This is a genomic window from Streptomyces sp. NRRL F-5122, from assembly GCF_001507435.1.
GTDB lineage: Bacteria > Actinomycetota > Actinomycetes > Streptomycetales > Streptomycetaceae > Streptomyces > Streptomyces lannensis.
The window spans coordinates 22,613-39,909 of record NZ_LMWH01000048.1 but is presented as its reverse complement, the minus strand read 5'-3'; the positions used below and the strand labels follow the sequence as shown (position 1 = coordinate 39,909).

The 17,297-nt window shown below is 71.0% G+C and carries 15 protein-coding genes; 9 read left to right on the top strand and 6 right to left on the bottom strand.

The genetic code is table 11. The features are described from left to right. Nucleotides 1-233 precede the first annotated feature (233 nt). The 4 genes from ADL25_RS07880 to ADL25_RS07865 all read left to right on the top strand — a co-directional run bounded on the left by ADL25_RS07880 (nucleotide 234) and on the right by ADL25_RS07865 (nucleotide 4,014). Complete coding sequence (locus tag ADL25_RS07880; protein WP_059126929.1) at nucleotides 234-1,394, top strand: S1C family serine protease; 1,161 nt, start codon at nucleotides 234-236, stop codon at nucleotides 1,392-1,394. Nucleotides 1,395-1,432: 38 nt separating this feature from the next. Beyond that, on the top strand, nucleotides 1,433-1,681 hold the full coding sequence (locus ADL25_RS07875; protein WP_059126928.1) for a hypothetical protein: 249 nt from the start codon (nucleotides 1,433-1,435) through the stop codon (nucleotides 1,679-1,681). A gap of 129 nt (nucleotides 1,682-1,810) precedes the next feature. Further along, on the top strand, nucleotides 1,811-2,542 hold the full coding sequence (locus ADL25_RS07870; protein ID WP_059126927.1) for a response regulator transcription factor: 732 nt from the start codon (nucleotides 1,811-1,813) through the stop codon (nucleotides 2,540-2,542). Further along, on the top strand, nucleotides 2,539-4,014 hold the full coding sequence (locus ADL25_RS07865; RefSeq protein ID WP_059126926.1) for a sensor histidine kinase: 1,476 nt from the start codon (nucleotides 2,539-2,541) through the stop codon (nucleotides 4,012-4,014). Before ADL25_RS07870 ends, ADL25_RS07865 begins: the two co-directional genes overlap by 4 nt. A gap of 78 nt (nucleotides 4,015-4,092) precedes the next feature. Here ADL25_RS07865 and ADL25_RS07860 read toward each other — a convergent pair whose 3' ends face one another. Continuing rightward, the gene (locus ADL25_RS07860) at nucleotides 4,093-5,883 is read right to left on the bottom strand and encodes a bifunctional metallophosphatase/5'-nucleotidase (RefSeq protein WP_059126925.1); all 1,791 of its coding nucleotides are present in this window, start codon (nucleotides 5,881-5,883) and stop codon (nucleotides 4,093-4,095) included. 215 nt (nucleotides 5,884-6,098) lie between these two features. Between ADL25_RS07860 and mshD the strand changes: the two genes are divergently transcribed. Then, nucleotides 6,099-7,037 (top strand): mycothiol synthase, encoded by a 939-nt coding sequence (mshD, locus tag ADL25_RS07855; RefSeq protein ID WP_059126924.1) that lies wholly within the window; start codon nucleotides 6,099-6,101, stop codon nucleotides 7,035-7,037. A gap of 121 nt (nucleotides 7,038-7,158) precedes the next feature. Here mshD and ADL25_RS07850 read toward each other — a convergent pair whose 3' ends face one another. From ADL25_RS07850 to ADL25_RS07830, 5 genes are all read right to left on the bottom strand, one after another. Next, complete coding sequence (locus tag ADL25_RS07850; protein WP_059126923.1) at nucleotides 7,159-7,374, bottom strand: hypothetical protein; 216 nt, start codon at nucleotides 7,372-7,374, stop codon at nucleotides 7,159-7,161. A gap of 76 nt (nucleotides 7,375-7,450) precedes the next feature. Next, nucleotides 7,451-9,001: a hypothetical protein gene (locus ADL25_RS07845; protein ID WP_059126922.1), complete on the bottom strand. Its 1,551-nt coding sequence runs from the start codon at nucleotides 8,999-9,001 to the stop codon at nucleotides 7,451-7,453. Beyond that, nucleotides 8,998-9,867, bottom strand: a complete 870-nt coding sequence (locus ADL25_RS07840; protein ID WP_059126921.1) for an ATP-binding cassette domain-containing protein — start codon at nucleotides 9,865-9,867, stop codon at nucleotides 8,998-9,000. Before ADL25_RS07840 ends, ADL25_RS07845 begins: the two co-directional genes overlap by 4 nt. After that, nucleotides 9,864-10,736, bottom strand: a complete 873-nt coding sequence (locus ADL25_RS07835; protein ID WP_059126920.1) for a hypothetical protein — start codon at nucleotides 10,734-10,736, stop codon at nucleotides 9,864-9,866. The genes ADL25_RS07840 and ADL25_RS07835 overlap by 4 nt, the downstream gene beginning before the upstream one ends. Beyond that, nucleotides 10,733-11,272 (bottom strand): RNA polymerase sigma factor, encoded by a 540-nt coding sequence (locus ADL25_RS07830; protein ID WP_059126919.1) that lies wholly within the window; start codon nucleotides 11,270-11,272, stop codon nucleotides 10,733-10,735. Before ADL25_RS07830 ends, ADL25_RS07835 begins: the two co-directional genes overlap by 4 nt. Before the next feature lie 228 nt (nucleotides 11,273-11,500). On the opposite strand from ADL25_RS07830, the gene ADL25_RS07825 reads away from it, so the two are divergent. From ADL25_RS07825 to pstS, 4 genes are all read left to right on the top strand, one after another. Continuing rightward, entirely contained in the window at nucleotides 11,501-13,912 is a 2,412-nt protein-coding gene (locus tag ADL25_RS07825) for an RNA degradosome polyphosphate kinase (protein ID WP_107116540.1), read from the top strand. Then, nucleotides 13,893-15,029, top strand: coding sequence for a CHAD domain-containing protein (locus ADL25_RS07820; RefSeq protein ID WP_059126918.1), 1,137 nt, complete (start codon nucleotides 13,893-13,895; stop codon nucleotides 15,027-15,029). Before ADL25_RS07825 ends, ADL25_RS07820 begins: the two co-directional genes overlap by 20 nt. 98 nt (nucleotides 15,030-15,127) lie before the next feature. Beyond that, entirely contained in the window at nucleotides 15,128-15,541 is a 414-nt protein-coding gene (locus tag ADL25_RS07815; RefSeq protein ID WP_059126917.1) for an NUDIX hydrolase, read from the top strand. 545 nt (nucleotides 15,542-16,086) lie between these two features. Beyond that, the gene (gene pstS / locus ADL25_RS07810; protein WP_059126916.1) at nucleotides 16,087-17,220 is read left to right on the top strand and encodes a phosphate ABC transporter substrate-binding protein PstS; all 1,134 of its coding nucleotides are present in this window, start codon (nucleotides 16,087-16,089) and stop codon (nucleotides 17,218-17,220) included. Nucleotides 17,221-17,297 lie beyond the last annotated feature (77 nt).

Genomic DNA, 17,297 nt, shown 5'->3' with positions numbered 1-17,297 from the left:
CGCACACGCCCTGCACAGATCTCAGACAGATGTTCGCCTGACGCTTCACGCACGCTCACCCACCGGACATCCCGTGTTTCCCTGATCGACGGAAGTCGGAGGCGGACCACCGGCCCGCGCATTCCGCTCCGGAAGGCCCTCCGAGGCATCTTTATATCGGGCATACGAGGTTCTGTCGGGCTTCTCAGGGACGACTCAGCTGGCTCTCATGATCCCGGGACAACCTCTATTACATGACCGAGAGCTTCCGCCGCAGCGGCGAGTACGAGCACCCCGAGGGTGACGGGCACCAGTTCGCACACCCCGGGCAGCACGCCTCTTCCCCCGTCGACCCCGAGTGGCCGCCCCCGCCGGCATACCGTCCGGCCCATCCGGTGGCCGTCGAGCCGGGGACCACGGTCTGGCCGGGACAGCAGCCCGCGTACCCGGCCGCCACGGCCGCGGCGGGGCACGGCGGCACGGGCGACGGCGGTGGCACGGCTCCCCCGGCGGCGGTCCCCGCCGAGCCCGGGACGCCGAAGAAGCACTCCAAGGGTCCGCTCGCCCTCCTCGCCGCCGTGGCGATCGTCGCCGCGGCCATAGGCGGCGGCACGGCCTACGGCATCCAGGAGCTGACCGGCAAGAACACGGTCTCCTCCAGCTCCACCAGCACCGCCGTGGTGCCCTCGAGCAAGAGGGGCACGGTGTCCGGTGTGGCCGCCGCGGTCAGCCCGAGCATCGTGGAGATCAACGCCGCCTCGAACGCCGGCGAGTCGACCGGCTCCGGCGTGGTCATCACCGGCAACGGCGAGATCATCACCAACAACCACGTGGTCTCGGGCGCCACCTCGATCAAGGTGACGACGGGCAGCGGCAAGTCGTACACGGCGCGGATCGTCGGCACCGACAGCAAGAAGGACCTGGCACTGCTCGCGCTGGAGGGCGCCTCCGGTCTGAAGACCGCCACGCTGGGCAACTCCGACGGCATCCGGGTCGGCGACCAGGTCGTGGCGATCGGCTCCCCCGAGGGCCTGACCGGCACGGTCACCAGCGGCATCGTCTCCGCCCTCGACCGCGACGTGACCGTCTCGACCGACGAAAACCAAGGGCAAGGGCAGGGCCAGGGCAACGACCAGTGGCCCTTCGAGTTCGGCGGCCGGCACTTCAACGGCGACACGGGCTCGTCCACCACCACGTACAAGGCGATCCAGACGGACGCGTCCCTGAACCCGGGCAACTCCGGCGGCGCCCTGATCGACATGAACGGCAACATCATCGGCATCAACTCGGCGATGTACTCGGACGCTTCGGACTCGACCTCGTCGAGCGCCGGCAGTGTCGGCCTGGGCTTCGCCATCCCGATCAACACCGTCAAGTCCGACCTGGCGAAGCTGCGCTCAGGCTCTCAGAGCTGAGCGGACCTCCCGCCGCCGCGATCGGTAAGGAGCACGACATGATCAAGAAGGTTCTGCACGAGGCCACTGCCCCCATCGCCCCCGCCGGCATCTCCCTCGCCCTCGCCGTGGCCCACGAACTGCACGCACCGTCGATCAGGCGCGTGCCGAAGCCCCACGAGGCGCCCGCACGCGAGTTCCGTCTCCCGGAAGTGGCGGTCCCGCAGCTCATGGGCCTGCGCACCAGCGCCGCACGCCCCCACCGCCGCAAGGTGCCGCTGAACCGGCTGACCGCGGTGCTCGGCTGAGCCGTGTGCCGTACGGCTCGGCGATACCCGGCGAAAAAGCCCGAGCCGCCCTTTCCGTCCCAGCCGGGAAACGTGCGAGGCTGAATTCGTCCAGCCCCGCCCACCGCACCTTGAGGACACCCCACCCCGATGAGTCCCGCCGAAGGCGACCGTGAACCCCAGCGCATCCTGATCGTCGACGACGAGCCGGCGGTGCGCGAAGCACTCCAGCGCAGCCTCGCCTTCGAGGGCTACGAGACCGAGGTCGCCGTGGACGGCGCGGACGCGCTGGACAAGGCGACCGCGTACCAGCCGGACCTGGTCGTCCTGGACATCCAGATGCCGCGCATGGACGGTCTCACCGCCGCTCGCAGGATGCGCGGCGCGGGCACCACCACACCCATCCTGATGCTCACGGCCCGCGACACGGTCGGCGACCGTGTCACCGGCCTCGACGCAGGGGCCGACGACTACCTGGTCAAGCCGTTCGAGCTGGACGAGCTGTTCGCCCGCATCCGCGCCCTGCTGCGGCGCAGCTCCTACGCCGCCGTGGCGGTCGGCGCTCAGGAGGACGAGGCGCTGACGTTCGCCGACCTCCGCATGGACCTCGCGACACGTGAGGTCACCCGGGGCGGGCGGCCGGTGGAACTGACCCGGACCGAGTTCACGCTCCTGGAGATGTTCATGGCCCATCCGCGCCAGGTGCTGACCCGTGAGCAGATCCTGAAAGCGGTGTGGGGCTTCGACTTCGAGCCGTCGTCGAACTCCCTCGACGTCTACGTGATGTACCTGCGCCGCAAGACGGAGGCAGGCGGTGAACCGCGACTCGTGCACACCGTCCGCGGTGTGGGCTACGTCCTGCGGCAGGGCGGCGCCGAGTGATCAAGCGGTTCCGGTCCCTTCCGCTCCGTTCCCGGCTGGCCCTGCTGGTGGCTGCGGCCGTGGCGTTCGGGGTGGCGGCGGTATCGGTGAGCTGCTGGTTCGTCGTGCAGGGCAAGCTGTACGAGCAGGTGGACAACGACCTGCAGAAGTCGGCGGCCAAACCGCAGGGGTACGCCGATGTACTGGGCACGCTGGCCTCCTGCCCGCAGAGCCCGGGGACGGACAGCGACGACTTCCGTGTCCGCGACAACCTCTACGTCCAGCTGGTCAAGGCCGACGGGACACCCTGCCTCTCCTCCCACTCCGCCGGCATGGTCAAGGTCACCGACGCCGACAAGGACGTGATCGAGAACGCCAGCAGCAACAAGGGGATCCTTCGCAACGGCACGGACACGGAAGGCACCGACGTGCGGGTGCTGACCCTGCCCCTGGTGGTCAGCACGGGTGGCATCGGCAGCCAGCCCCGGCTGTTCCCCGACACCGCTCTCCTCATCGCCGTGCCGCTCAAGAGCACCCAGAACACCCTCAACGACCTGGCCCTGCTGCTGCTCCTCGTCTCCGGCGTGGGGGTGGTGGGCGCCGGCGCGGTCGGTCTGGCCGTGGCGCGCGCGGGCCTGCGTCCCGTCGACAAGCTGACCGAGGCGGTCGAGCACGTCGCCCGTACCGAGGATCTGACCATCCGCATCCCCGTGGACGCGCACAGTGAGGACGAGATCGCCCGGCTCTCCCGCTCCTTCAACTCGATGACCTCGGCCCTGGCCAACTCCCGCGAACTGCAGCAGCAGCTGATCGCGGACGCCGGACATGAACTGCGGACGCCGCTCACGTCGCTGCGCACCAACATCGAACTCCTCACCCGCAGCGAGGAGACGGGCCGCCCGATCCCGCCGGAGGACCGCAAGGCGCTGCTCGCCTCGGTGAAGGCGCAGATGACCGAGCTGGCCTCGCTCATCGGCGATCTGCAGGAACTGTCGCGGCCGGAGCAGGGCCAGCACACGGGCAGGACGCAGACCGTGGAGTGGCAGGACATCGTCGAAACGGCGCTGGAACGGGCGCGGCTGCGCGGCCCGGAGCTGACGATCATGGCGAACCTCCAGCCGTGGTACGTACGGGCGGAGCCGTCCACGCTGGAGCGGGCCATGGTGAACGTCCTCGACAACGCGGTGAAGTTCAGCCCCGAGGGCGGCACGATCGAGGTCGTGCTGGCGGACGGTGTACTGACGGTCCGCGACCACGGACCCGGCATCGCCGCGGAGGAACTCCCGCACGTGTTCGACCGCTTCTGGCGTTCCCCGAGCGCCCGGGCGCTGCCCGGCTCGGGCCTCGGCCTGTCGATCGTGGCCCGTACGGTCCAGCAGGTGGGCGGCGAGGTGTCCCTGACACCGGCGGAGGGCGGTGGCACGGTGGCGACGGTACGGCTGCCGGGCACGGCGACGCCGCAGTTGAAGACCGGCAGACACGAACTCGCGTGATGCGCACGCGGCCGTCCGGACCGGAAGGGCCCGCCCCCGTCGAGGGACGGTGGCGGGCCTTCGATCACTGCGTCCCGGTCACTGCACGAGGGTGATCCGGTGGGCCGCCGGCACCGGATACGGCGCCGAGGCCGAGGAGTTGGCCGTGAGGTATCCCTCGAACGCGGCCAGGTCGTCCCCGCCGACAAGCACGTTCGCGCCCTTGCCGAGCTCCGCGAAGCCGTCACCGCCGCCCGCGAGGAAGGAGTTCATCGCGACGCGGTAGGTGGCCGCAGGGTCGATCGCCGTGCCGTCCAGCCTGACGGAGTCCACGACCACACGTGCGGCGCCCGACTTCGTCAGGTCGAGGGTGTAGGTCAGGCCGTTCGACACCTGAAGGATCTTCGGCGAGGCCTCGTTGGCGCCGCTGACCTGCTGCTGCAGCGCGGTGATCACCTGGGAGCCGGTCAGGTCGACCAGGTTCACCGTGTTGGAGAACGGCTGGACCGTGTAGGCCTCGCCGTACGTCACGACACCGTCGCCCTCGCCGCCGCTGGAGGCGTAGGTGAGCGACGCGCGGATGCCGCCGGGGTTCATCAGGGCGAGATCGGCCTCCGGGTCGAGGGACTTGGCGTACGCCAGCTGCGCATCCGCGATCAGGTCGCCCATCGGGGACTCGGTACCGCTGTTGCCGATCTCACCCGCGATGTAGCCGATGGGACGGGAGGAGATGGGCGCGGCGAGCGTCTTCCACTTCGTGATGAGTTCCGTCATGTCGGGGGCCTTGGCGACGTCCCGGGTCACCACGTGATTGGCGGAGGTCACGGCCGTCCGGGCAATGTCCCCGGTCCGGCGGTCGTACGTCAGCGTGGTGTCCGTGTACAGCCGGCCGAACGAGGAGGCCGACGTGACCATGCGCGGGCGGCCCGCCGGGTCGTCGATCGTGCACACGTACGCCTGGTGGGTGTGCCCGGTGACCAGGGCGTCCACGGCCGGGGTGACGTGCTTGGCGATGTCCACGATCGGACCGGAGATGCCGTCGCCGGCACCGGGGCTGTCGCAGTCGTAGTTGTAGGAGCCGGACGCGGGAGCCCCGCCCTCGTGGACGAGGGCGACGATCGACTGGACGCCCTGGCGCTGGAGCACCTTGGCGTACTTGTTGATCGTCTCCACCTCGTCGCCGAACTTCAGGCCCTTGACACCCTCCGCGGAGACGATGTCCGGAGTGCCCTCGAGCGTCACGCCGATGAAGCCGACCTTGATGCCGTTCTTCTTCCACACCCAGTACGGCGCGAGGATCGGCTTGCCGGTCTTCTCGTCCGTCACGTTCGCGGCGAGGTAGGGGAAGTCCGCCCCGCGGAACTTCTTGTGCGCGTCGTAGCAGCCGTCCGTCGGGTGGCAGCCGCCGTTCTGGAGCCGGCCCAGTTCCTTGGCGCCCTCGTCGAACTCGTGGTTGCCCACGCTGGTGACGTCCAGGTCCAGCTTGTTGAGCGCGTCGATGGTCGGCTCGTCGTGGAACAGTCCGGAGATCAGCGGCGAGGCGCCGACCATGTCACCGGCTGCGGCCGTGATCGAGTAGCGGTTGCCCTCGCGGGCCTGGCGCAGATGCGTGGCGAGGTACTCGACACCGCCCGCGTCGATGGTCTTGGTGGTGCCGTCCTCCTCCTGCTCGGTCACCCGTCCCGAGGATCCGGACGGCGGCTCAAGATTGCCGTGCAGGTCGTTGAAGGACAGCAGCTGGATGTCCTGGTAGCGGCCGGGGTGCCCGTGACCGGACGAGTTGCCGTGGGCGCCGGCCGGCAGCGCCGCCACCAGGGCTGCGACCGTGGCCAGGCTCGCGGCCGCCCCCAGGGTGCGGTGAAGACGTCTGTGCCGGTGGATCGGCGGCATGTGCCCCCCTCTGTGTAGTGCGCGCAGCGGCCGCGTGCGCACAGCCGGCCCCGTACCGGCGGCCGGCTGCCTGTGCGCGCGTTGTGTAAAGAGTGCGCCAAGGCGGCCATTCGCGCAGCCTAGGATCAACGCGCGTAGCGCAACAGGGGGTTCGGGGTTACAAGCGCGTTGCCTTTGCCTCCCTTTTCCCCCGTCCGCCCCTTACCCTCGTACCCATGACCAGCGACGACACCGCCCGCCCGGCACTGCCCCGCTCCCTCGAGACCGTCACGGAACTCTCGCCCGAACAGAGCGAGGCCGTGCTCGCGCTGCTCGCCGAAGCCGCCCGGGTCGACGGCCAGCAGGCCGTGTCCGAGCAGGGCCGTCTGCAGCTGCGCGGCGGTGAGCGGGAAGGGGTGTCGCATCTGCTGCTGTCGGTGGGCGACACGCTCATCGGCTACGCGCAACTGGAGGACACGGACCCGGTGGAGGCCCCGGCCGCCGAGCTGGTCGTGCACCCCTCGTACCGCGGTCACGGGCACGGCCGGGCGCTGGGCTCCGCGCTCCTCGCCACGTCCGGCAAGCGGCTGCGGGTGTGGGCGCACGGCGGTCACTCCGCCGCCCGGCACCTCGCCCAGGTCCTCGGCCTCTCCCTCTTCCGCGAACTGCGCCAGCTGCGCCGCCCGTTGACCGACCTCGACCTGCCCGATCCGAAGCTGCCCGACGGCGTCACCGTGCGCGCCTTCGTGCCCGGGCAGGACGACGCGGCCTGGCTCGCCGTCAACGCGGAGGCCTTCGCCCACCACCCCGAGCAGGGCTCTCTCACCCAGCGCGACCTCGACGACCGCAAGGCCGAGCCGTGGTTCGACCCGCAGGGCTTCTTCCTCGCGGAGCGCACGGGCGAGCAGGGGCCCGAGCTCATCGGATTCCACTGGACGAAGGTCCACGCCGAGGAGGGGCTCGGCGAGGTCTACGTCCTCGGCGTCCGACCCGGGGCCCAGGGCGGCGGCCTCGGCCGTGCGCTCACCACCATCGGCCTGCGGCATCTCGCCGCCCAGGGCCTGCCCACCGCCATGCTCTACGTCGACGCGGACAACAAGGCCGCGCTGACCGTCTACGAGCGGCTGGGCTTCACGACCTACGAGACGGATCTGATGTACCGCACGGAGACGTGAGACGCGGAAGCCGCCGGCCGGGTGATGGCCTCAGCGCCGGGACCGGCGCCGAGGCAGCGGTGGGATCCGGCGTCCGCGGACCGGCTCCGGCAGCAGCGCCGCACCCAGGAGCAGGTGATCATCAACGGCGCCGCCCACCGCCGATGGGCCGCCGTCCAGCAGGGGCTCCCGCCACGACGAACAGGGCCCAGCGCTCGGGGGGCAGCATCGCAAGCACCACGCCCACCGGCAGCACGGCCGCCAGGGCCGTGAGCGCCGCCGCGTACGCCGTACCGGACTTGCCGGAGACCGACCGGGCCGCTCCGGCCAGAGCGAGGCCCGGGCCCCCCGGCGGCACCGGGCTGCCGCCGGGGCGGACTGCGCCACACCGGCGGGAGAAGGGCACGGACCTGTCAGCCCCGGTACCCGCCGCGCTACTCCTCGCACGGCTCCCCCTTGCCTGCCACCCCCTTCGCCGGGGGCACCCCGAGGAGCTCCGCCACTCGTGCCTGGGACGTCGCCGGGGACGTCAGCTCCGTCCAGTGGGCCTTCACCCTGGCCGTGACTTCGTAGTGGGGACGCCGCAGCAGTTCCCGGACGATGCGTGCCTGCTCGCCGCTCATGGAGAGCGGTTCGGTGGGAGACATGACGACGGCGGAGCCGCCGCCCCCGCCGTTCAGGCTGACCGAGCGCAACGCGGCCACCGGGTCGTCCTGCGCCGCCAGCGCCAGCCACATCACGGTCACCACGCGGGCGTCGCACACGCCCGGGACGGCCTCCTCGTCGCCGGTGACGAGAACCGACGCCACCCCGACGGCGAACTCGGGAACCCGACTGCCACCCCAGCGCGTACCGACCGTGACTTCGCGCGGCGTACTCGAAGGGGTCATGGCGGAGTCGCTGCTCAGGTCGTGAAGGACCGGTATCCGCTGCCGGATCGTCAGGCGCGTCCCTCCGGCGGCGCCGGCCGCGAGGTCCTGGACACGGTCGACGACCCGCGCCCAGTCGTCCCGCCAGTTGGTCCACTCCGGGAAGGAGCAGTACATCGACCGGCCGTGCGCCACGCACGACTGAACCGTCTGCGGCGTACGACTCAGCTGCGCACGGGCCTCGGTCAGAGCGGCCTCGTGGTTCGGGGACTGCCCCGCGATCCCCACGGCCGTGGCACAGAGCGCGACGAACGTGAGCGCCTTCAGCATCCGCGTGCGTCCCCCGCTGAGCAGGACCGCCAGGCACAGCACCAGCGCGGTCAAGCCCACCAGGTACAAGGCGTGCCAGCCGGCCGGACGGCCCAGGACGCCGGAGGGCACCGGAGGGGAGCCGTCCTCCGTGAGGACCGGCTGCAGCCAGTTCAGCCAGTGCAGCCGGCCGCCGGTGACGGAGGAGGCGACCATGAACGTGGCGAACCCCACGACCACGAAGAGCGGACCTCCGGCCATGCGGGGGTACAACCGCGCGAGCAGCACTCCCACGGCGCCGCACAGAAGCACCACGAGAGGCGCCACGGCCAGTTCGGCCGCCGACCCCCGGCCCACGGCACCCGGCTTCAGGGCCGCCCAGCCGTACTCGATCGCGGTGACCATCGCGGTGACCGCCGCGAACGGCACCACGGACAGCGCGTGCGCCACCGTGCGCCGCCAGGGCTCCATGACGAGGACGCCGAAGTGCCGGTCCGTCCCGTGGCGCCGGGACCGCAGCGCGGCGGCGTGCACACATACGAGGCATGCGATGCCCAGGAACAGGGAGCCGGACTGCGTGGCGCGATCGGCGTTCTGGAGGACGGGGAAGTCATCCATGCCGTCCCGGGAGAAGAGCGGCTTCCAGACCGTGGCGCCGAGGTAGAGCGCGAAGAACACGAAAACCGGGATCGTGAGGAGGAGTTCGCGGGCCTCGAAGCGGGCGAGGGCGACGACGGCTGAGGCCGAGTGACGGCCGGTCCGCACGCGAGCGGGGACCACGGAGGTCCTTTCGACGACCGTGCTCATACGGACGCCACCTCCGCCGGTTCTCCGTCCAGGACGAGCAAGTAGCCGTCCTCCAGGGTGGGTTCGAGCAGATCGGCGCCCTTCGGCGGGTCGCCCACGTTCCGGAACGTGCCCAGACCGGTCCGCCAGCCGGCGCGGGCGCCCGGGTCGCGTTCCGTGCCGATCCATACCCGGCCCGCCGCCTTGGCGGTCAACTCGGCCGGGGTGCCCGCGAAGCGGACGCGGCCGCGTGCCATGACGATCACACGGTGGCAGAGCATGGCCACGTCCTCCGTCTGATGGGTGGACAGCAACACCGTGCGGCTCGCGCCCGCGTCGGCGATCAGCTCCCGGAACCGCATGCGCTGCTCCGGGTCGAGGCCGACGGTGGGTTCGTCGAGCAGCAGCACGCCGGGGTCTCCGACGAGTGCGGCGGCGAGGGCGACCCGCTGGCGCATACCGCCGGAGAGCCGCTTGATGCGCTTGCCGCGCACATCGGTCAGGTCGACGGCCTCGAGCACGCGCCGCACCTCGCGGTGACGTGCGCCCCGGTCGGTGAGCTCCTTGAGGATCGCGACGTAGTCGACGAACGCGAAGGCCGTGAATTCGGGGTGGAAGCCCGGGTTCTGGGGCAGATAGCCGAGCCTGCGCCGTGCTTCCCGGCGTCCGGCGGCCGTGGCCGGATCGTGCCCGAGGACGGTGAACGCGCCACGGTCGGCGGGCACGGCCGTGGCGAGCACCCGCAGCAGGGACGTCTTGCCCGCGCCATTGGGCCCGAGCAGGCCGGTCACGCCCTCGCCGAGGCCGAGGGTGACGTCGTCCAGAGCGGCCGTGCGGCCGTAGCGCAGGGTCAGGCCGGCGGCCGAGACGGTGGGGGCACTGGTCATGAGGTGCTCCTGCGGGCGAAGTGGGTGAAGGGGGAGGGGACCGGCGAGGCGTCGAACCGGTCACGCATGCGGTGGAGCACACAGGCCGCAAGCACGGCGACCGCCGCCGCGACACCCTGGCCGGGCCCCGTGAAGGCCGCGAGCATCCCGTGCGTGGTCGCCTCGGTCACCATCAGCAGGGCGACCCAGCCTCCGCTGACCAGGGCGGGTGCGAGGACGGGGCCGAGACGTGCCGTCAGCGCGAGCCCCGTCGCCGTCAGCGCCAGAGCAGGCACCAGCCAGGCCAGGGCGCGCAGTCCGTATCCGGGGAGGGCCAGCGTCGCCAGCCCGTTCAGTCCCAGGCTCGCGACGAGCACCGCGATCGTGCGGGTCATCAGCAGGCGGAAGCCGTGCAGCGGCGCGACGATCGCCAGCTCATGGGTCGGGTCGAGAGCGGGGCCGTAGGAGAGCGCGACGCCCGCCAGGGGCAGCAGCGGGGCGAGTGCCAGAAACAGGACGGGGGAGTCCGACGTGTACACGCTGGCCACGGTCATGGCCAGGACCAGCAGGACCGCACCCAGCCAGGAGGCCCGCAGCACAGGTGTCGCCAGGAGCAGCCGCGCGGTGTGGTCCGCGACGCCGATCCGCAGCAGCAGTCCCTCGACGAAACCCGGCCTCGGCGCATCCAGCTCGGCGTCGAGGCGCTCCCAGCCGGCGTCCAGGGCCGGCGGATCGCTGACCTCGGCGAGTGTGCCACGGCAGGTCGCACACGTGACGAGGTGTGTGTCGACCGACCACAGGCGGGGCGCCCGCAGCTCGCCGCGCGCATAGGCGCGGAGGTCGTCGATGTCCGCGTGCCATCCGGTGCCGTCGTGCCTGTCGTCCCTCATGCCAGCTCCTCCCGCAAACGCTTGCGTGCACGCAGCGCCCGCGTCTTGACCGTTCCGGGGGGAATGCCGAGCAGGACGGCCGCCTCCCTGGTCGTCAGTCCGTCGATCACCGTCGCCTGCAGGACGGCCCGCAGATCGGGCGAGAGCCGGGTCAGGGCTCCCGCCAGGTCGCCGTGCTCCACCCCCGCCAGGACGCGCTCCTCCGCGGAGGCCTCGTGCCGGTGCCGCAGCCGGGCCAGCGTCTGACGGAGCCGGCCGCGCGCGCCGTCGCCGCGCAGCGCGTCCACCAGCCGCCGGGCGCCGACGCGCCACAGCCAGCCGGCCACGTCGCCGTCCTCGCGGTAGCGCGCGGTACCGCGCCAGACGGCCAGGAAGGTCTCCTGTACGACGTCGTCCACGACCCCCGGGTCGGCGCACCGGCCGCGAAGCCGTGCGGTGAGCCACGGCGCATAGCGCCGGTACAGCTCCTCGAAGGCGCGACGGTCCCCGTCTGCCGCGGCACGCAGCAGCTCCCCGTCACTTCTCGTATCCCTCACGCCCCCTCATCGGACGAGCCCCCGCGACCGGTTCACGTTCGGGAGAACATTTTCGGCGGACCACGACCGGCCGCCCGGCACGCCCCCCGACAGAGACGGCGCGCGCCGGGCTTCCAGCGCCCCCGTACGCCACAGCGCCGTCTGTAGACGTCCGCGAGCCCCTCCCCGCTATCCCGCACGTCATGTCGCCGTAACCATTGATTCAGACGGGCTTGCGACGCTCGGCCAATGAACACCGCCGTGCCAGAACACACACCCCCCTCGGAGAACGGGGCCGGTGCGGGGCACGGTCATGCCTTCACTGCACCACCGTCCCGGCCTTCCGACGCGCCCGCCACCCGGTCCGCGCGGAAGAATGGGTCCATGAGCCAGCAGAACGCCCAGGCAGCGGCCCACACGTCCCCCACCGCCCCGAGTGACGGAGAGTCTTCGGACCGCGCGAACCAGCAGCACCTGCAACCCTCCGTAGGGTCCATCGCCGCGCACCGCCCGCACACCCTGGCCGCGACGGTCTCCGAGCTGGAGCCGGACATCGACGCCGACCTCTCGTCGTACGACGTGGCCGAGGGGGCTCTGCCCCAGGGCCGCTTCCTCGACCGGGAGCGCAGCTGGCTTCAGTTCAACGAACGTGTGCTCGAATTGGCCGAGGACCCGAACACGCCGCTTCTGGAGCGGGCGAAGTTCCTGGCCATCTTCGCCAGCAACCTGGACGAGTTCTTCATGGTCCGGGTGGCCGGTCTGAAGCGCCGCATCGCCACGGGCGTCGCCAGCCGGTCGGCGTCCGGACTCCAGCCCCGCGAGGTGCTGGAGATGATCTGGGCCCGCTCCCGTGAGCTGATGGCCCGGCACGCTGCGTGTTTCCACGAGGACGTCGCCCCGGCACTGGCGGACGAGGGCATCCACCTGGTGCGCTGGAACGAACTGGGCGAGAAGGAGCAGGCCCGCCTGTTCACGCTCTTCCGCCACCAGATCTTCCCGGTCCTCACCCCGCTGGCCGTCGACCCCGCGCACCCCTTCCCGTACATCTCGGGCCTGTCGCTCAACCTCGCGGTCGTCGTGCGCAACCCGGTCTCGGGCCACCGCCACTTCGCACGGGTCAAGGTCCCGCCACTGCTCTCCCGCTTCCTGGAGGCCTCCCCGCAGCGTTACGTCCCCATCGAGGACGTCATCGCGGCGCACCTGGAGGAGCTGTTCCCCGGCATGGAGGTGCTGGAGCACCACACCTTCCGGATCACCCGCAACGAGGACCTCGAGGTCGAGGAGGACGACGCCGAGAACCTGCTCCAGGCCCTGGAGAAGGAGCTCATGCGGCGTCGCTTCGGGCCGCCGGTGCGCCTCGAGGTCGAGGAGTCCATCGACCGGTACGTGCTCGACCTCCTCGTGCGCGAGCTGAAGATCTCCGAGGCCGAGGTGTACCCGCTGCCCGGCCCGCTGGACCTGACCGGCCTCTTCGGCATCGCCAACCTCGACCGGCCGGAGCTCAAGTACCCGAAGTTCGTCGCGGGCACCCATCGCGACCTCGCCGAGGTCGAGTCGGCGTCGGCACCCGACATCTTCGCGGCGCTGCGGGAGCGGGACGTCCTGCTGCACCATCCGTACGACAGCTTCTCCACCTCGGTCCAGGCCTTCCTGGAGCAGGCGGCCTCCGACCCGGACGTCCTCGCGATCAAGCAGACGCTCTACCGGACCTCGGAGACCTCGCCGATCGTCGACGCACTGATAGACGCGGCCGAGTCCGGCAAGCAGGTCCTGGTGCTGGTCGAGATCAAGGCCCGCTTCGACGAGCAGGCCAACATCAAGTGGGCCCGCAAGCTGGAGGAGGCGGGCTGCCATGTGGTGTACGGACTCGTCGGCCTGAAGACGCACTGCAAGCTGTCGCTCGTCGTGCGGCAGGAAGGCGAAACGCTCCGCCGCTACAGCCACGTCGGCACGGGCAACTACCACCCGAAGACCGCACGGCTGTACGAGGACCTGGGGCTGCTGACCGCGGACCCACAGGTCGGCGCCGACCTGTCCGACCTCTTCAACAGGCTGTCGGGCTACTCGCGCCGGGAGACCTACCGCCGTCTGCTGGTCGCCCCCAAGTCCCTGCGCGACGGCCTGATCTCACGGATCAACAAGGAGATCCAGCACCACCGGGCCGGTCGGCCCGCCTGCGTCCGCATCAAGGTCAACTCGATGGTGGACGAGGCGATCGTCGACGCGCTCTACCGCGCGTCGCAGGCCGGAGTCCCGGTCGACGTATGGGTGCGCGGCATCTGCGCGCTGCGCCCGGGCGTCACCGGCCTGTCCGAGAACATACGTGTCCGGTCCATCCTCGGCCGCTTCCTCGAGCACTCCCGGGTCTTCGTCTTCGGCAACGGAGGCGAGCCCGAGGTGTGGATCGGCAGCGCCGACATGATGCACCGCAACCTCGACCGCCGCATCGAGGCACTCGTCAGGGTGACCGACCCGGCCCACCGGGCGGCACTCAACCGGCTCCTGGAGACCGGTATGTCCGACACCACGTCCTCCTGGCATCTGGGCCCGGACGGCGAGTGGATCCGTCACGCCACCGACGCGGACGGCCAGCCCCTGCGGAACATCCAGGAGATGCTCATAGACGCCCGGAGGCGCCGGCGTGGCACAGCAACACCTTGATCCCCCGACCGACCCCACGGCCGCGCCGACGTCCGGGGACGCCCTCGCGGGTTACCTGCGGGCCCAGGCCACGGAGTTCCTGCGCTCGTTGCGGCAGCACCGGGAGAACGGCACCGCCGGCGGTCCCCCCGCTCAGGGCGGTTCTCCCGCGCGGGCGAAGTCGAGAGCGGGAGAGGACTCCAGAGCCGGCGACGGCGGCACGGAGGACGCCGCCGACGCGGCGCTGGCCCTGCGCCGCTCGGCCCGCCGGATCAGCGGCACCCTGCACACGTTCCGGCCGCTCCTCGACGCCGACTGGTCCGAGGCGATGAGACCCGAGCTCGCCTGGCTCTCCGGCACGCTGGCCCGCGAGCACGCGTACGCGGCCCGGCTCGAGCGCCTGCTCCTCGCCCTGCACCGGCTGTCGGGCTCGTCGGTGTTCCCCGCCCAGTCCTCGAGCGCCGGGGAGACCGCCGGCGCCGGCCCGCACCCCCAGACCGCGATCCCGGAGCGGGGCAATCTGACCGTCGGCGCGGCGAAGGCGGGCGCCCTGCTGGAGCGCCAGCTGACCCTGGCCCGGACACGTGCGCACTCCGCGGCCCTGCAGGCCCTCGGTTCGAGCCGGTTCCACGCGGTGGCGGACAGTGTCGCCGTTCTCGCCAGCGAGGTCCCGCTCACGCCCGCCGCGGCCGACGCCGACCTGCGCCCGCTCGCGGCGGCGGCCGAGGAACGGCTGTGCGACGCGGTGACGGCTCTGCCGCTGGTCACCGCCGGCCACCCGTACAACGCGGAGGCGCTGGTCCACGGACTGTCGCCGGACCCGTCCCCGCACCCGCAGGACGGCCCCTGGCACCAGGTCCGGCTGCTGCTGCGCCTGCACCGCTATGCCCGTGAGGTGCTGCACGGGGCGGAAACGGCCGTGGACGTCCGTCTGCTCGCGGCCGGCGAGGCGCTGAACCGCCACCGTGACGCCGCGGAGGCGGCGGCCGCCGCGGCCGCCGCCGCGCGCACCCCTCGCATCGCCCCCGCGACGGCGTACGCGCTCGGCGTGCTCCACGCCGACCAGCGGCACGAGGTGGAGGCGGCCCGCTTCGCCTTCCAGCAGGCATGGCAGAAGCAGACGGTGGTGACTCCTTAGGCGCCGGTGCGCAAGGCGCCTCGACGACGAGGCACTCGTACGACGGCACGGCGCGCCGACGGGCGCGCCGCAGGCACGGAGAGGAGCCGGAGCACCCGATGACCGACGACACCATCCGCGCGGCGGGTTGCGTCCTGTGGCGCCGCTCGCCCGTCGACGGCGAGCTGGAGATCTGTCTGGTCCACCGGCCGAAGTACGACGACTGGTCGCACCCGAAGGGCAAGCTGAAGCGTGGTGAGGATCCCCTCGCGGGTGCGTTGCGGGAGGTAGAGGAGGAGACCGGCTATCTCGCCGTGCCCGGATCGCCCCTGCCCACGGCCCGCTACGAGGCGAACGGCCGTCCCAAGGAGGTCCGGTACTGGGCGGCGGAGGGGGCGCGCGGTCACTTCATCCCGAACAACGAGGTCGACCGCATCCTCTGGCTCCCGCCGACGGCCGCCAGACACCGCCTGACCCAGCCGCGCGACCGCGATCTGGTCGACGCGTTGCTGAACGCGCTGAATCCCACGTAACCCGGGTTCGCCGCCGTCGAAGAGGCGCCTCCGGCCCTGGAGGCATCCTTCGCGGCCGTACACACGTTCCACATACACGTGTTCGGTCGCGCACACCGAATTCATCACCCATACCCGTGGCCGACACCGCGCCCGCCGCACCCGCGGCAGCTAACTTGGGTCCTGGAGACAGCTCGAGCGCCCTTCCCCCGCGGGGTCCACCGAGGCCTCCCACGAAGAGAAGGGGAATGCGCTCCGTAACCGGCGAAGATGCCGGAACGACGGGACTTCTCGGACATGAACAGCCCAAGTCGGTTGCGCAGAGTGACGACAATCGGGGTCGACCCCCGGGACCGCGCCGTGTCCTCGATGTAAGCGTTCCGTGATCTAACCGCACCGACCACAGGGGTTCACCCTCCGTTCACTTACGGCCATAAGCGGCTTCACCTGTTCTGCCTAATTTCGGCCTTACCTGATGGCGAGCGCGGCCTCGAATACGCGCTCGTATCACCAACACTTCGCACGCCGCCGGACAGGACGGCGGCTTCAGGAAGGAACTCCCGAAAGTGAAGCTTCAGCGCATGAACCGGCGGGCCCTCACCCTCGGTGCTCTCGCCGTCTCCGGCGCCCTGGCCCTCACGGCGTGCGGCTCCGACGACACGAGCGGCAAGAGTGGCGGCAGCAGCGCCTCGTCGTCGTCCACGGCCAACGCCAGCTCGATCAAGTGTGACGACGCCAAGGGTCAGCTCCTCGCCGACGGCTCGTCCGCGCAGAAGAACGCGATCGACGCGTGGGTCGCGCAGTTCAGCCAGGCCTGTGGCGTGCAGATCAACTACAAGGCCAGCGGTTCCGGCGCTGGTGTGACGTCGTTCAACCAGGGCCAGCTCGCCTTCGCCGGCTCCGACTCGGCCCTCAAGCCCGAAGAGGTCACGGCCTCCAAGAAGGTCTGCTCCGGCGGCCAGGGCATCGACCTCCCGATGGTCGGCGGCCCGATCGCCCTCGGTTACAACCTGCCTGGCGTCGACAACCTGGTTCTGGACGCGAAGACCATCGCCGAGATCTTCAACAACCAGATCAAGACCTGGAACGCTCCGGAGATCAAGAAGCTGAACCCGGACGCCAAGCTCCCCTCCACCAAGATCCAGGCGTTCCACCGCTCGGACGAGTCCGGCACCACGGACAACTTCACCAAGTACCTCAAGGCCGCGGCTCCGTCGGTCTGGGGCAAGTACGAGGGTGGTAAGGCCTGGGAGGCTCCCGGTGGCCAGTCCGCTCCGCAGTCCGCGGGTGTCGCCCAGCAGGTCAAGCAGACCGCCGGCGCCATCGGCTACTTCGAGCTGTCCTACGCCAAGGACATGAGCTCGGTCCAGATCGACACGGGCGCCTCCGCCCCGGTCGCGGCCAGCGTCGAGAACGCCACCAAGGCGATCGCGGACGCCAAGGTCATCGGCACCGGCAAGGACCTGGCCCTGCAGCTGAACTACAACACCAAGGCCGACGGTGCGTACCCGATGGTCCTGGTCACCTACGAGATCGCCTGCGACAAGGGCAACAAGGCCGACACCCTGCCCGCCACGAAGGCGTTCCTGCGCTACATCGCCAGCGAGGACGGCCAGAAGATCCTCGCCGACGCCAGCTACGCGCCGATCCCCGACGCGATCATCGCCAAGGTCCGCACCACCATCGAGGGCCTGAGCTGACCTGAGTGTGCGGTCCGGTCCCACCACGGGACCGGACCGCACCGTCCGGTGCACCGCCGCCAGGAGTCGCACAGCGC

Excerpts from the sequence above, each read along its gene's own strand:
- ADL25_RS07870 (WP_059126927.1), top strand. The coding sequence starts at position 1,811 with ATGAGTCCCGCCGAAGGCGACCGTGAACCCCAGCGCATCCTGATCGTC.
- mshD (WP_059126924.1), top strand. The coding sequence starts at position 6,099 with ATGACCAGCGACGACACCGCCCGCCCGGCACTGCCCCGCTCCCTCGAG.
- ADL25_RS07840 (WP_059126921.1), bottom strand. The coding sequence starts at position 9,867 with ATGACCAGTGCCCCCACCGTCTCGGCCGCCGGCCTGACCCTGCGCTAC.
- ADL25_RS07860 (WP_059126925.1), bottom strand. The coding sequence starts at position 5,883 with ATGCCGCCGATCCACCGGCACAGACGTCTTCACCGCACCCTGGGGGCG.
- ADL25_RS07815 (WP_059126917.1), top strand. The coding sequence starts at position 15,128 with ATGACCGACGACACCATCCGCGCGGCGGGTTGCGTCCTGTGGCGCCGC.
- ADL25_RS07880 (WP_059126929.1), top strand. The coding sequence starts at position 234 with ATGACCGAGAGCTTCCGCCGCAGCGGCGAGTACGAGCACCCCGAGGGT.
- ADL25_RS07845 (WP_059126922.1), bottom strand. The coding sequence starts at position 9,001 with ATGAGCACGGTCGTCGAAAGGACCTCCGTGGTCCCCGCTCGCGTGCGG.
- ADL25_RS07825 (WP_107116540.1), top strand. The coding sequence starts at position 11,501 with ATGAACACCGCCGTGCCAGAACACACACCCCCCTCGGAGAACGGGGCC.
- ADL25_RS07835 (WP_059126920.1), bottom strand. The coding sequence starts at position 10,736 with ATGAGGGACGACAGGCACGACGGCACCGGATGGCACGCGGACATCGAC.
- ADL25_RS07875 (WP_059126928.1), top strand. The coding sequence starts at position 1,433 with ATGATCAAGAAGGTTCTGCACGAGGCCACTGCCCCCATCGCCCCCGCC.